We start from the raw sequence: 13,041 nt of genomic DNA, 5'->3' as shown, positions 1-13,041 counted from the left end.
TGAAATAATACAACTGGCTGATAACGTCGAGGGCAGGACACGCCGAGACCGAAGGAGCCGACATGCAGCAGCGACCGAGGATCAGAACGGCGGAGGGCGTCGTCGAGGGCGAACTCGTCGGAGGCACCGCGATCTTCCGCGGGATCCCGTACGCGCAGCCGCCCGTCGGGGCGCTGCGCTTCGCGGCGCCGGCGCCCGTCCCCCGCTGGGACGGGGTTCGCCCCGCGATCGAGTTCGGGCCCCCGCCTCCGCAATCCGGCCCCGGCCCCAAGGCCGAGGCCTCGGACGACGCGAACTGGCTCACCGCCACCGTGTGCACTCCTGACCCCGCGCGGTCCGGACTGCCGGTCCTGGTGTGGATCTCCTGCGGCGGCTACATGGCCGGCACCGCGGCGGATCCCATGTTCGACCCCACAGCCCTCGCGACCGAGGGCCTCGTGGTCGTGATCGCCCAATGCCGCATGGGCGCCGAGGGCTTCGCGTTGCTGGACGGCGCACCGTCGAACCGGGGCCTGCTCGACCAGATCGCCGCGCTCGAGTGGATCCAGCGGAACGTCGCCGCGTTCGGCGGCGATCCCGACGCGGTCACCATCTCCGGCACGTCGGGCGGTGCGGGATCGGTCGCCGCCCTGCTCACGATCCCGGCGGCGCGACCGCTGTTCCGGCGGGCCATCGCCCACTCGGTCCCGGGCCTGAACATCACTCCGGCGCTGGCGAAGGAGATCACAGACGCGCTCGCGGACCGCCTCGGGGTCGCGCCGACCGCGGCGGGGTTCGCGAACGTCGGGCCGCAGCGCCTCGCCGAGGAGGTCACCGCGCTCTGCGCCGACTCGCCCGCGCACAAGGACCGGTGGGGCCGGCTCGCCCACCTCGGGATCGTCGTCTGCCCGATCATCGACGGCGACCTGCTGCCGCAGACCCCGTGGGAGGCGTTGACCGACGGGAACGCCGCCGGCATCGAGCTGCTCGTCGGGCACATGCGCGACGAGTTCCGGCTGTTCAGCGTCATGATGGGCGTCCGCGGCACGTTCACCGAGGAGGACGCCGCGACGGCGCTGGCGGTGTTCGCGCCCGGCGACCCCGTCGAGTACCGCGCCGCGTACCCGGACGCGACGGCGGACGAGATGGTGGAGATCGTGTACTCGGACGCCACGTTCCGCATGCCGTCGGCGCTACTCGCCGCGGCGAACGCCGACGCCGGCGGCACCTCGTACCTGTTCGAGATGCAGTACGCCTCCGAGGTCTACGGCGCCTGCCACAGCATCGACGTCCCCCTCGCCTTCGGGACCCTCGACTGCCCCACCGGCGTCCTCCTCCTCGGCGCGGACGCGCCGGACGGTGCGCGCGCGGTGTCGGACGAACTGCTGCACACCTGGGTGCGGTTCTGCGCCACCGGCGATCCCGGCTGGCCCCGCTACGACGCCGACGGCCGGACGACTCGGCTCCTCGACGCCCCGTCGACGACAGCGCCGTATCCGGAGGAGCGCTCGCGCCGGATCTGGGAGAGCCGCCCGCCGCTGCCGTTCGCCCCCGCCTGAGCGGACCGTCGAGAAGCAGCGATGTCCCCACCGGTCCACGTCACCACCTGGAGGCCCATGGATCCGGGCCGCCGGGCCGCGACGCCCGCGATCTTCGTGCACGGTGTCTTCACCTGGGGCGACGACGACGCGTACGGCTTCGCCGCGCAGCGTCCGCTCGCCGACGAAAGGACGCTGCTGCTGGTCGACCGCCGCGGCTACGGCCGGTCCCCCGACACGGATCGGAGCGACTTCGCCACGGACGCCGAAGATCTCGTCGCGCTCCTCGACACCTGCCCGGACGGCGCGCACCTCGTCGGGCACTCCAACGGAGGGCTCGCGGCGATGCTCGCCGCGGCGCGGCGCCCGGAGGCCGTGCGCTCGCTGGCCCTGATCCAGCCGTCGGCACTGCGGGCCGCGGCCGACCACCCGACGGTGCGCGACCTCCTGGCCCGCGTCCACGCCGGGCCCGCGGCAGGCCCGCCCGACCTGGATCCGGCCGAGTTCCTCCGGCTCTCGACCGAGGGCATGGGGATGACGATGCCGGAGCCGACGCCGCAGCGGCTGCGCGCCGTGAGCACGTCGATGCGCGAACGCCCGGTCTGGGAGGCGGATCCGCCGCTGGAGCCGCTCGCCGCCGCGCCGTGGCCCTCGCTGGTCGTCACCGGCACGTGGGACGACGCTCCCGAGGAGTACCGGCGGTACGCGGGCGCGCCGCTCCTGGCCTGCGCGGACGCGGTGGCCGACCGGATCGGCGCCCGGCGCCTGCGCGTGGCCGGCTACTACCCGCACACCCAGCACCCCGCGGAGGTGAACGCCGCACTGCGCCGCCTGTGGCGGTGCTCAGCCGGGTAGCCGCGCGGCGAGACCGTCGAGCAGGAAACGCACGGCGTCGTCGAAGCGCTCGTCGGGCGCGCCCCACGCGGTCGGTCCGGCCTGTGCCGCGAGGGGGTACTCGTCCGCGCCGATCGCGGTCGCGCGCGCGACGGGGTCGTACCCCGCGGCGGGGGCACCGTCGGGCTCGAAGACCTCCTGCTCCTCGATGACGAACCCCACCACCAGGTCCCGCAGGGTGGACAGGGCGAGCGCGGCGTCGCGCAGCGGGAATCCGGCATCGACCAGCAGGCGCAGGGGCCGCTCGCTCGCGCGCACGACGGCGACGTCGGTGAACTTCGACCCGCTGAAGACCCGGGCGCCGTCGGTGTGCGCGCGGAGTGCGGCGCGCAGCCGACGGGCGCCGTCGGACAGCTCGGTCCGCCACTCGGACGCGGGCGGCCCCGCGGGCAAGGCGCGCCGCATCAGCTCCGTGGCCATCTCGTCGAGCAGGTCGCGCTTGGACGCGACGTGCCAGTACAGCGCCGGCGCCTTGACCTGGAGGCGGTCGGCGATCCGGCGCAGGGTCAGGCTCTCGACGCCGACCTCGTCGAGCACCTCCAGCGCCGCGGCCACCACGTCCGTCCGAGTGAGTCCCACCCCGACAGCTTAACGGTGTTAAGGTGATGTCGAATTTAACGCCGTTAAGGAGACTCGCATGAAGGCAGCACTCGCCACCTACGCCGACGCGCCCGTCTGGGCCGACGCACCCGATCAGGCCGCCGGGCCCGACCTCGTCGCGGTGTCGATGCGGGCCGTCCCGCTGCATAATCTCGCGCGCGGGATCGCGGACGGCCGGCACTACGCCGCCCCCGCGGCGCCGGGCTTCGTCATCGGCGTCGACGGCGTCGGCGTCACCGAGGACGGCCGCCGGGTCTACGTCGCGGCGCCCGGCACCGCGGCCCCGACGGTCGCGGTCCCCGCCTCCGCACTGGTCGAGGTGCCGGACGCGCTCGACGACCTGCAGGCGGCCGCCGCCGTGAACGCCGTCATGTCGTCCTGGATGGCGATGACGGTCCGCACCCGCGTCCGCCCCGGGCAGACCGTGTTGGTGCTCGGCGCCACCGGCGGCTCCGGCCGGCCCGCGGTGGCCGTCGCGCGCCACCTCGGCGCGCGCGTGATCGCCGCGGGACGCAACGCGGACGTGCTCGCGACGGTGGGGGCGGACGCGACGATCGACCTGGGCGCTCCGGAGGCGGAGATCGCGGAGGCGTTGCGCCGCGAGAAGATCGACGTGGTCGTCGACTACCTGTGGGGCCGCCCCGCGGAGCTGACCCTCGCGGCGCTCGAGAAGCGCGGACCTTCGGAGTTCGTGCAGATCGGCACGATGGCGGGCGCCGAGATCGCGCTGACCGGCGCGCTCCTCCGGTCGACCGACATCCGCCTGCTGGGCAGCGGCTTCGGCTCGTTCACCGCGCAGGAGGTCGCCGCGGCGCGGCCGCACATCCTCGCCGCGGTGGTCGAATTGGGGATCGCGATGGACGTCACCGCGGTGCCCGCGGAGTCCGTCGCCGAGGTCTGGCGGGCGGACACCGCGGGCTCGCGGGTGGTGCTCACGCTGTAGCGGGGACCCGGTCCTCGGCCGACTCGTCGACGTAGACGTCCTTGCGCGGCGCGTTGTAGGAGTCCTCGTCGAGGATGCCCTCCTGCTTGGCGACGATGGTCGGGACCAGCGCCTGGCCGGTGACGTTGAGCGCGGTGCGGCCCATGTCGACGATCGGCTCGACGGCCAGCAGCAGGCCCACGCCGGCCAGCGGCAGCCCGAGGGTCGAGAGGGTCAGCGTCAGCATGACCGTCGCGCCGGTGGTGCCCGCGGTCGCGGCCGAGCCGATCACCGAGACGACCACGATGAGCAGGTAGTCCGTGATGCCGAGCGGGACGTGGAAGAACTGCGCGACGAAGATCGCCGCGATCGCCGGGTAGATCGCCGCGCAGCCGTCCATCTTGGTGGTGGCGCCCAGCGGCACCGCGAAGGAGGCGTACTCGCGCGGCACGCCCAGGTTCCGCTCGGTCACGCGCTCGGTGACGGGCAGCGTGCCGATCGAGCTGCGGGAGACGAAGCCGAGCTGCGCGGCCGGCCAGACGCCGCTGAAGAACTGCTTCACCGAGAGGCCGTGCGCCCGGATGATCAACGGGTACACCACGAGCCCGACGATCAGCAGGCCCAGATAGATCGCGCCCGTGAACACGCCGAGGGAGCCGATGGCGTCCCAGCCGTAGGTGGCGACCGCGGTGCCGATCAGGGCGGCGGTGCCGATCGGGGCCAGGCGGATGATCCACCACAGCACCTTCTGGATGATCGCCAGCAGCGAGGCGTTGAGGGCGATGAAGGGCTCGGCCTTCTCCCCCACCTTGAGCGCGGCGATGCCGATCGCAGCCGCGACCACGAGCACCTGCAGCACGTTGAAGCTGAGCGAGACGGAACCGTCGGACGCCTTGGCCTGCAGGCCGAGGAAGTTCGACGGCACGAGGCCGGTGATGAAGGCCCACCACGAACCGGTGCTCGACGGCGCCTTGCCCTCACCGGTGACCGTGGTGTGCGCGCCGGGCTGCAGCACCAGGCCCAGGATGATGCCGATGATCACCGAGATGAAGGCGGTGATGGCGAACCAGAGCAGCGTCTTACCGGCCAGCCGCGCGGCGTTGGTCACGTTGCGCAGGTTCGCGATCGACGCGATGACCGCCGTGAACACCAGCGGCACGACGGCCACGGTGAGCAGCTTGACGTAGCTGGAACCGATCGTCTTGAGCGTGCCGACCAGCCAGTTCACGTTGCCGTCGGCCGCGGGCGCCATGTTCCGGGCGATCAGGCCCAGCACCACGCCGGCGACGAGGCCGACGATGATCTGGAAGCCGAAATTCTTCAGCAGCGCGGGTACGCGCGACGGGGTTTCCACAGAGGACATGTCGGGGTGCAACGACGCGCGGCCGACCCGTGTTCCCTTTCACTCACGCTGAGCGAAAGGCTCGCACCACCACCCGCGCGGGCCGTACATTGCGCGCCGGCACGCTGAGGCCGGGCGCCAGCACCTCCGCGACGGTCCGGTCCTCCCCCGCGTCCTCCGTCGCGACGACGTCGGCCGCCTCCATCACCGCCGGGTCGAAGGCCTCCCCCACCCCGGGGGTCACGACGGTGCCGCCCCGGCCGACGAGCAGTCGCTCGACCCGCACCGCGACCGCCACGAAGGCAGCCCGTTCCCGCTCGGACTCGGCGGTGTCGGCGCACGCCGTCACCTCGCCGAGGAGGGCGAACAGCTCGACCACGAGCGGCAGGTCGGCGCCGGCCCGGTCCCGGGCCTCCCGCGCGCCCTCCGCATCCGCCAGCCGCTCGACGGTGCCGGCCTGGCGGGCCAGGATCCGGGCCAGGTCCTCCACCCGCTCGGCGAGCCGATCGTCGCGGGGCCCGGGCTCCGTCGGGGCGTCCTCTGCGCTCATGCTCGCCAACCCTAGCGCGCCCCCTGCGCTGCTAATATCCCCGCCATGGGGGTCTATGGGATCGACCTGGGCACGACCAATTCTGCGATCGCGCGCATCGGCGCGGACGGTCGCCCGGAGATCGTCCGCGGGCTGGGCGGGGAGACGACGGTGCCCTCGGTGGTGCTGTTCGCGTCGGCCTACGACCACCTCGTGGGCGAGGGCGCCCGGCGCGAGGCGCGCCTCGACCCCGAGCACGTCTGCAGCCTGGTCAAGCGGCGGATGGGCGACTCGCAGTGGCGCTTCCGCGCGCACGGCGAGACCTGGTCCGCCCCGGCGGTGTCCGCGCTGATCCTCAAGAGCCTGGCGGGCGACGTCGCGTTCAGCGGCGGCGAGCCGGTGCGGCGCGTGGTGATCACCGTGCCCGCCTACTTCGGCGACGAGGAGCGCCGCGCCACGATCCAGGCGGGCGTCTACGCGGGCTTCGACGTGGCCGGCGTGCTCTCCGAGCCCATCGCGGCCGCCCTGACGTACGGCTTCGGGCGCCTCGACGGCGGCCTCGACCTCGGCAAGGGCGCCCCGCGCGAGACGGTGCTGGTCTACGACCTGGGCGGCGGCACCTTCGACGCCACCGTCATCGAGCTCGCCGACCGCCGGATCTCCGTGCTCGCGGTCGAGGGCGACCACCAGCTCGGCGGCGCCGACTGGGACGAGCGGCTCGCGCTGCACCTGTCGCAGCGGTTCTGCGAGGCCAACCCGGACGCGGAGGACCCGCTCGACGATTCCGCGGGCTCGCAGGCGCTGGTCCTCGCCGCCGAACGGGCCAAGCACGAACTGACCCTCGCCGACCGCACCGACGTGGTGATCGCGCACGACGGCGCCCGCGCGGTCGTCACGCTGACCCGCGCGGAGCTGGAGGAGATGACGGCCCCGCTGCTGCGGCGCACCGTCGACCTGGCCCGGGACTGCCTCAAGACCGCCGAGAAGCGGGGCGTGCACAAGGTCGACCGGCTGCTGCTCGTCGGCGGCTCCTCGCGGATGCCGGCCGTGGCCCGCGCCCTGCGCGAGCAGCTCGGCCTCGACGGCGAACTCCACGACCCGGACCTCGCCGTGGCCCGCGGCGCCGCCCTGTACGGCGAGAAGCTCGAGATGGAGCGCCTCGTCGCGGCCGATCTCGTGACCCGCGGCCTGTTGCCCGACGGCGCTCCCCCGCTGCACGCGCAGGCGGCAGAGCTGGAGAACTCGATCGCCCGCGTCGCGGCCTCCTTCCAGCAGCCCGTCTCGCTGGTGCGGCGGATGCTCGAGATCCAGGTCGACACCGTGATCTCGCGCGGCTTCGGCGTGCTCGCCGTGCACGATCACGGGGACCTCGGCGTGACGTGGCTGGTGGAGCGCAACCAGACGCTGCCGGTCCGCGTGCGCCGCTCCTTCGGCACCATGCGCGAGGACCAGCAGCAGATCGAGGTCACCGTCGTCGAGCAGCAGGGCCAGGTCGCCTCGCAGCGCCTCGGCGACGCGAAGCTGTTGGTGGAGGGCACGATCCGCGACATCCCGCCCGGTTACCCCGCAGGGAGCGAGGTGCGCATCACCTTCGAGATGGGCTTCGACGGTGTCCTGCACGTCACGGCGCACCACGTGGACGCCGACCTGCCGCTCACCCTGTCCGCGCAGACCGGGGCGATGCTCTCGCAGGCCGACGTGGAACGCGAGCTCGGCCAGGTGCAGCGGTCGCGGCGCCGCGACTGAGAAGGACCCGACATGACGCCGATGCCGCCGTTCGATCCCAACGGCTACCGCAAGCGGGTGCTCGCGGACGTCGCCCGACGTGGCGGCCCCGAGAACGCCGACGCCTTCGAGCTGTACGACCTGCCCCTGGACGATGCCGAGAGCCTCAGCGACGCCGAGGTCGCGGCGCGCCTCGACGAGGTGTGGGGCTTCTGGCAGCGCCAGCGCGACCACCCGAAGTACCGCACCCTGGTCGCGCGGCTCGTCGACGAACACGAGCAGCGCAGCGCCCCACTGCGGTCCGCCGCGAGCCGCGCGTCCGAGGCCGCGCGGGCACGCGCCGAGCGGGAGGATCGGGACGCCGCCCGGTACGAGATCCTCGACACCGCCATCGCGCGGCTCGTCGAACGCCACGCCGGCGTGCCCGCCGAGAAGGTCCCGGGCCTCGAGGAGATCGGCGCGCTCGGCGGGCTGACCGCGGCGGAGGTCGCCACCCGGCTGCGGCGCCATCGTGTGCTGCCGGGCACGGCACCCGCACCCGAGCCCGCGGGTCTCACCGCCCAGCGCCGGGCGCAGATCCGGGCCCTGCTCACGGAGTGGAGCGAGCTCTGCGGCGAGCCCGTGCCCACCCTGTTCGCCCTGCTCGGACTGGGGATCACCGACGCGCACGACGGGGTCGAGATCCGCGAGCGGGCCGACATCCTGCACCGCCGCGCGCGCGAGATGCGCGCCGGCCGGGGCCGCGCGGTGCTCGACGAGCTGGGCGTGCACGTGCGCGAGGTGCTCACCGCCGGCGGCCCGCTCGCCGACGCCTACGCCCGCGCCGTCGTCGAGGACGCCACGGAGGCGCTGCGTCCCAAGGTCCGCGCCGCGATCCTCATCGAGGACCGGCTCATCGGCCCCGACTACGAGTACCTCGCCACGGAGGGCGAGGAGCAGGGGCTCGACCGCGCCACCGCCGAGCGGGTACTCGCCGAGCTGGCCGCCGAGTACGGCGGCGGGGTCGGGCACGCGCCGCCCGCATCGACGCCCGCCCGCACCGCCCCGCCGACGACGTCACCCCGATCGGCACCGACGGCCGCCCCGGCTCCGGCGAGCGGTCCGCGGGCATGGGAGGCGCCGCTCAAGGCGGCCCGCGCGGCCCTGCGCCGCGGCCGCCCGGCGGAGGCGGCGCGCCTGGCCGCGGAGGCCCGGGCGCTCGACGACGGCACGGCCGGAACCCAGCTGCGGACCGTCGCCGACGAGGCGCAGCGCGTCCTCGACGACGCCGCGGGCCTGTGGCGCGAGGTCGCCGCCGCCCGCGCCGCCGGTCGGTACGCCGACGCCGCCCGCGCGCTGGCCCTGCTGCAGCGGCGGGCCCTCGACGCTCCCCCGCCGCCCGGCCAGCCGGCGCTGCAGGACGCCATCGACGAGGTCCGTCGCGCCCAGGAGGGCCCGGCGACCGGGCCCGCCCCGCACACCGCGACCGCGGTTCCCCCGCCGTCCCCCGCCCCGCCGGCGCCGAACTCGCCGGTGCCCGCGCCGCCCACGGCCGTCACCGCCCACCAGGTCGACGGTGCCGTGCTGGTCACCTGGTCGTCCCCGCATCCGGCGGCGGACTTCAAGGTCAGCCGGCAGCGGCCCGACGGTGGCTGGACGGTCGTCGGCCGCACCCGCGACACCCGGCTCGAGGACGGCGGCGCGCCCCGCCGCGCGGTGCCGGTCTACGCCGTGATCGCGATGGTCGACGGGGTCCCGTCGACCGAGGCCCGCTCCGACGCCCGCCCCGCCCCGGTGCCGGCGCCATCGGCTCCCGCACAGCCGCGACCCGTATCCCCGGCCCCGGGCCCGGCGCCGGCACCGTCGACACCGGCGGAGTTCCCGGCGATCGCGAACGTGGCACTCACCGACGGCCGGCTCACCTTCGACTGGCCGCCCGAGGTGACGGAGGTCTACGTGTCCTCGCGGGTCGGGGGGCCGCCGCGCTCGCCCGTCGACCCGACCGCACGGTCGTGGAAGGTGACCAACACGCGCTACCAGATCGACGGCGGCGCAGTCCTTCCCGGCGACCTGCCCCGCCCGGCCCACCTCGCCGTGGCCGCGTGCCGCCGCGGCCCCGACGGCGCGCTGCTCCTCGCACCCGATTTCGCCGCGTCCGCGCACCTGCGGTTGGATTGACGGGTGTCACAACCCCGCGCAGACTCCCGAGGAAACCTGCGGCTGGCCCTGATCCTGGGCTCGCTGTCGGCGTTCGGTCCCATCACGACCGACCTCTACCTCCCCGCCCTCCCCGCCGCCGCCACGGACCTCGGCGCCTCGCAGCCGGCGATCCAGGCCACGCTCACCGCGTGCCTGATCGGCCTGGCCGTCGGGCAGATCTTCGTGGGCCCGCTGTCGGATTCGATCGGGCGGCGTCGCCCGATGGTCGTCGGGATGGCGCTGTTCATCCTCAGCTCGCTGCTGTGCGCGGTCGCCCCGTCCGTGTACCTGCTCGACGTCGCCCGACTGCTGCAGGGCGCCGCGGGCGCGGCCGGGATCGTGCTGAGCCTCGCCATCGTCCGGGACCTGTTCGACGGTGTCGCCGCCGCCCGGATGATCGCCGCGCTCATGGCCGTCGGCGGCGTGGCCCCGATCGTCGCGCCGCTCGCGGGCGCCCAGCTGCTGCGGTTCATGGACTGGCGCGGCCTGTTCGTGGTGCTCGCGGCGCTCGGCGTGGCACTGCTCGTGATCGCCGCCGCCAAGGTGCCGGAGACGCTGCCGAAGGCGGACCGTCGGCCGGTGGGCTGGGCGTCAGTGGCGGGCGGCTTCGCGTCCCTCGCGCGGGACCGGCGCTTCGTCGCGCTCACGCTGACCGGCGGCCTCGCCTTCGCTGCCATGTTCGCCTACATCTCCACCTCCGCCTTCGTCTTCCAGAGCCACTACGGCTACACCGAGTCGCAGTTCAGCATCGTCTTCGCGCTGAACGCCGTGGGCCTGCTCACCACGAACCTCATCGGCGGGCGGCTCGTGGGCCGCGTGCCGGTCGCGTCGCTGGTGCGGATCGGGCTCGCGGGCATGGTGATCGGCTCGATCGCGTCGCTGGTCACGCTGGCGATCGGAAATCCGCCGCTGGTGATCGTCTCGCTGTTCGTCACCGTCTCGAGCCTCGGCCTCGTCATGCCGACGGTGGCGGCACTCGCCCTCGACGACCACGGGAACCTGGCCGGCACCGCCTCCGCGGCGCTCGGCGCGGCCCGGATGGTGCTGGGCGGCGTCGCAGCCCTGTTCGCCGGTATCGGCGGGAACCCGGTGGTGCTCGGCACGGTGATGGTGCTGTGCGCGGTGGGTGCCGCGCTCTCCTTCGCCGCCGCCAAGCGAGCGCCAACCGCGAGCCGGTAACGTGGCCGACATGACCGATTCAGTGTCCCGAAGCTACCGTTCGCTGCCCGGAATCAGCACCCGCGCGTGGGAGCACCCGGCCGACCGCGCGGCCCTCGTCGCGCTGCGCAACCTCAAGGGCTTCGACACCGTCCTCAAGGCCATCTCCGCGCTGCTGCGCGAGCGCCAGCACCGCCTGCTCTTCCTCGCCTCCGGCGTGCGCGTGGACGACCGGCAGTTCCCGCACCTGCACGATCTGCTCACCGACTGCGTCCGGGTGCTCGACGCCCCGTCGACGCCCGAGCTGTACGTCGTGCAGGACCCGACGGTGAACGCCATGACCATCGGCATGGACACGCCCTTCATCGTGATCAACACCGGCCTGCTGGACCTGCTCGACGAGGAGGAGCAGCGCTTCGTCGTGGGCCACGAGCTGGGGCACGCGCTCTCCGGGCATGCGGTGTACCGCACGATGCTCATGCACCTGCTGCGCCTCGCGGGCAGCTTCGGCTGGGTGCCGATCGGCGGCTGGGCGCTGCGGGCGATCGTCGCCGCGCTCATGGAGTGGCAGCGCAAGTCCGAGCTGTCGGGCGACCGCGCGGGCCTGCTGTGCGTGCAGGATCCCGACGTCGCGATGCGCGTGCACATGAAGACGGCCGGCGGCACCAAGCTCTCCGAGATGGACACGCAGCGCTTCCTCGCCCAGGCGGCCGAGTACGAGCGCACCGGCGACCTGCGCGACGGCGTGCTCAAGCTGCTCAACCTGGAGCTGCAGTCGCACCCCTTCTCCGTGCTGCGTGCGGCGGACCTCAACCGCTGGGTGGAGCGCGGCGACTACGGCCGCATCGTCGGCGGCGAGTACCCGCAGCGCGCCGACGACGACAAGGCCAGCCCCGCCAAGGAGTTCAAGGCCGCGGCGCGCGGGTACAAGGACGGCTTCGACGCCTCCGCCGATCCGCTGATCACCACCCTGCGCGACTTCGGTTCCTCCGCCGTGAACACCGTCGGCCAGGGCGTGACCGACGTCGCGACCGGCGTCGGCCGCAAGATCGACGAGTGGCGCCGGAACTCGGCGCGGAAGCGCGACGAGGACGAGTGAGCACGCCCCCGCTCGGGCCGGACGACGCGCCCGAGCCGCCGGAATCCCCGGAGCACGCCGAATCCTCGGCCAACGCGGAGTCCCCCGCACCTGACGCCGAGCCGGCCCCGGAACCGGAGCCGGCCGCTGAGCCGGAAGCGACCGCCGAGCCGAAGACCGTGCCGCTGAGCCGGCGGCCCGCCGTCCTCACCATGCTGGCGCTCATCGTGGTGTGCGTGATCGGCAGCCTCCTCATGCGGTCGATGAACGGCTGGCTCAACCAGACCTCGGTGTTCTACGTCGGGCTGCCGGCACTGTTGGCCGCCCTGCTGGTGATCTCGCGCCCGTCGACGAGCGCCTACGGCATCGTGCTCAAGGGCACGACCCTCTTCCTGCTGATCGCGACCATCTTCGCGGGCGAGGGCGTCGTCTGCGTCCTCTTCGCGGCCCCGCTCGTCTACGCCGTCGCGCTGCTGGTCGCGGCGCTCATCAACGCCGGGCGGAAGTCCGGGCGGGGCGCGCGGGCGATCGTCGTCCCGGCGGTGCTGCTCGCCGTCGCCTCGACCGAGGGCGCCGTGCCCGCGCTGACGCTCCCCGCCGAGAACACCGTCTCCGCCGAACGCATCGTGGCGGCCACGCCCGAGCAGGTCCGCGCCGCCGTCGCCGCGCCGCTGCGCTTCGCCGAGCCCTCGGGCGCGCTGGCGCTGGGCTTCCCCCGCCCGCTCGAGGATCACCCGGAGGGGCTCGATCCGGGCGACGCCCGGCACATCGTCTTCAGCGGCGCGCCGCAGCGCGCCGCGATGTTGCACGGGCACCACTGGGGCACGGCACCGTCGACCCTGACGCTGCGCGTGGCCGCGGCGGGCGACCGCTCCGTGGACTATGTCGCGGAGCACGACGCCACCCCGATCGCCACCTGGCTCACCTGGCGCGCGTCGACGGTGCGGTGGGAGCCGGTCGACGGCGGCACGCGCGTCACCTGGTCGCTCACGTTCGACCGGCGCCTCGCGCCGGCGGCGTACTGGACCCCGCTCGAGCGCACGGTCGCGCAACGCGCCGCGGACTACCTCATCGGCTCGCTGGCCCTGCCCTCCTGAC

The 13,041-nt window shown here is 74.1% G+C and carries 11 protein-coding genes; 8 read left to right on the top strand and 3 right to left on the bottom strand.

Annotation, left to right across the window (positions count from 1 at the left end):
• The first annotated feature begins 62 nt into the window (after positions 1–62).
• Together ACLQ3K_RS23245 and ACLQ3K_RS23240 are read left to right on the top strand one after the other, a co-directional pair.
• Complete coding sequence (locus tag ACLQ3K_RS23245) at positions 63–1,538, top strand: carboxylesterase/lipase family protein (RefSeq protein ID WP_426001829.1); 1,476 nt, start codon at positions 63–65, stop codon at positions 1,536–1,538.
• Positions 1,539–1,559: 21 nt separating this feature from the next.
• Positions 1,560–2,372, top strand: coding sequence for an alpha/beta fold hydrolase (locus ACLQ3K_RS23240; protein ID WP_426001827.1), 813 nt, complete (start codon positions 1,560–1,562; stop codon positions 2,370–2,372).
• On the opposite strand, the gene ACLQ3K_RS23235 is transcribed toward ACLQ3K_RS23240, so the two are convergent.
• Positions 2,361–2,990 carry a TetR/AcrR family transcriptional regulator C-terminal domain-containing protein gene (locus ACLQ3K_RS23235; RefSeq protein ID WP_426001825.1) on the bottom strand — a complete coding sequence of 210 codons (630 nt, stop codon included), beginning with the start codon at positions 2,988–2,990 and terminating at the stop codon, positions 2,361–2,363. The two genes, ACLQ3K_RS23240 and ACLQ3K_RS23235, sit on opposite strands and share 12 nt — an antisense overlap.
• Before the next feature lie 58 nt (positions 2,991–3,048).
• Between ACLQ3K_RS23235 and ACLQ3K_RS23230 the strand changes: the two genes are divergently transcribed.
• Positions 3,049–3,954, top strand: a complete 906-nt coding sequence (locus tag ACLQ3K_RS23230; protein ID WP_426001824.1) for a zinc-binding dehydrogenase — start codon at positions 3,049–3,051, stop codon at positions 3,952–3,954.
• Here the strand turns inward: ACLQ3K_RS23230 and ACLQ3K_RS23225 are convergent.
• Both ACLQ3K_RS23225 and grpE read right to left on the bottom strand, forming a co-directional pair.
• Positions 3,944–5,296 (bottom strand): dicarboxylate/amino acid:cation symporter, encoded by a 1,353-nt coding sequence (locus tag ACLQ3K_RS23225; protein ID WP_426001823.1) that lies wholly within the window; start codon positions 5,294–5,296, stop codon positions 3,944–3,946. The two genes, ACLQ3K_RS23230 and ACLQ3K_RS23225, sit on opposite strands and share 11 nt — an antisense overlap.
• 43 nt (positions 5,297–5,339) lie before the next feature.
• Positions 5,340–5,825: a nucleotide exchange factor GrpE gene (gene grpE, locus ACLQ3K_RS23220; protein ID WP_426001822.1), complete on the bottom strand. Its 486-nt coding sequence runs from the start codon at positions 5,823–5,825 to the stop codon at positions 5,340–5,342.
• Between the two features lie 45 nt (positions 5,826–5,870).
• Here grpE and ACLQ3K_RS23215 point away from each other — a divergent pair, with 45 nt between their 5' ends.
• The 5 genes from ACLQ3K_RS23215 to ACLQ3K_RS23195 are packed head-to-tail and all read left to right on the top strand — an operon-like array spanning position 5,871 to position 13,040.
• Positions 5,871–7,550 (top strand): Hsp70 family protein, encoded by a 1,680-nt coding sequence (locus ACLQ3K_RS23215; RefSeq protein WP_426001821.1) that lies wholly within the window; start codon positions 5,871–5,873, stop codon positions 7,548–7,550.
• A gap of 12 nt (positions 7,551–7,562) precedes the next feature.
• Positions 7,563–9,686, top strand: coding sequence for a hypothetical protein (locus tag ACLQ3K_RS23210; RefSeq protein WP_426001820.1), 2,124 nt, complete (start codon positions 7,563–7,565; stop codon positions 9,684–9,686).
• Between the two features lie 3 nt (positions 9,687–9,689).
• Entirely contained in the window at positions 9,690–10,886 is a 1,197-nt protein-coding gene (locus tag ACLQ3K_RS23205; protein WP_426001819.1) for a multidrug effflux MFS transporter, read from the top strand.
• Positions 10,887–10,896: 10 nt separating this feature from the next.
• Positions 10,897–11,964: a M48 family metallopeptidase gene (locus ACLQ3K_RS23200; protein ID WP_426001818.1), complete on the top strand. Its 1,068-nt coding sequence runs from the start codon at positions 10,897–10,899 to the stop codon at positions 11,962–11,964.
• Positions 11,961–13,040, top strand: coding sequence for an SRPBCC family protein (locus ACLQ3K_RS23195; protein WP_224650284.1), 1,080 nt, complete (start codon positions 11,961–11,963; stop codon positions 13,038–13,040). Before ACLQ3K_RS23200 ends, ACLQ3K_RS23195 begins: the two co-directional genes overlap by 4 nt.
• Position 13,041 lies beyond the last annotated feature (1 nt).

The organism is Tsukamurella sp. DT100 (genome assembly GCF_049844855.1).
Lineage (GTDB): Bacteria > Actinomycetota > Actinomycetes > Mycobacteriales > Mycobacteriaceae > Tsukamurella.
This window is presented reverse-complemented; position numbering and strand designations above follow the sequence as displayed.

Excerpts from the sequence above, each read along its gene's own strand:
- ACLQ3K_RS23245 (WP_426001829.1), top strand. The coding sequence starts at position 63 with ATGCAGCAGCGACCGAGGATCAGAACGGCGGAGGGCGTCGTCGAGGGC.
- ACLQ3K_RS23240 (WP_426001827.1), top strand. The coding sequence starts at position 1,560 with ATGTCCCCACCGGTCCACGTCACCACCTGGAGGCCCATGGATCCGGGC.
- ACLQ3K_RS23230 (WP_426001824.1), top strand. The coding sequence starts at position 3,049 with ATGAAGGCAGCACTCGCCACCTACGCCGACGCGCCCGTCTGGGCCGAC.
- ACLQ3K_RS23225 (WP_426001823.1), bottom strand. The coding sequence starts at position 5,296 with ATGTCCTCTGTGGAAACCCCGTCGCGCGTACCCGCGCTGCTGAAGAAT.
- grpE (WP_426001822.1), bottom strand. The coding sequence starts at position 5,825 with ATGAGCGCAGAGGACGCCCCGACGGAGCCCGGGCCCCGCGACGATCGG.
- ACLQ3K_RS23215 (WP_426001821.1), top strand. The coding sequence starts at position 5,871 with ATGGGGGTCTATGGGATCGACCTGGGCACGACCAATTCTGCGATCGCG.
- ACLQ3K_RS23210 (WP_426001820.1), top strand. The coding sequence starts at position 7,563 with ATGACGCCGATGCCGCCGTTCGATCCCAACGGCTACCGCAAGCGGGTG.
- ACLQ3K_RS23200 (WP_426001818.1), top strand. The coding sequence starts at position 10,897 with ATGACCGATTCAGTGTCCCGAAGCTACCGTTCGCTGCCCGGAATCAGC.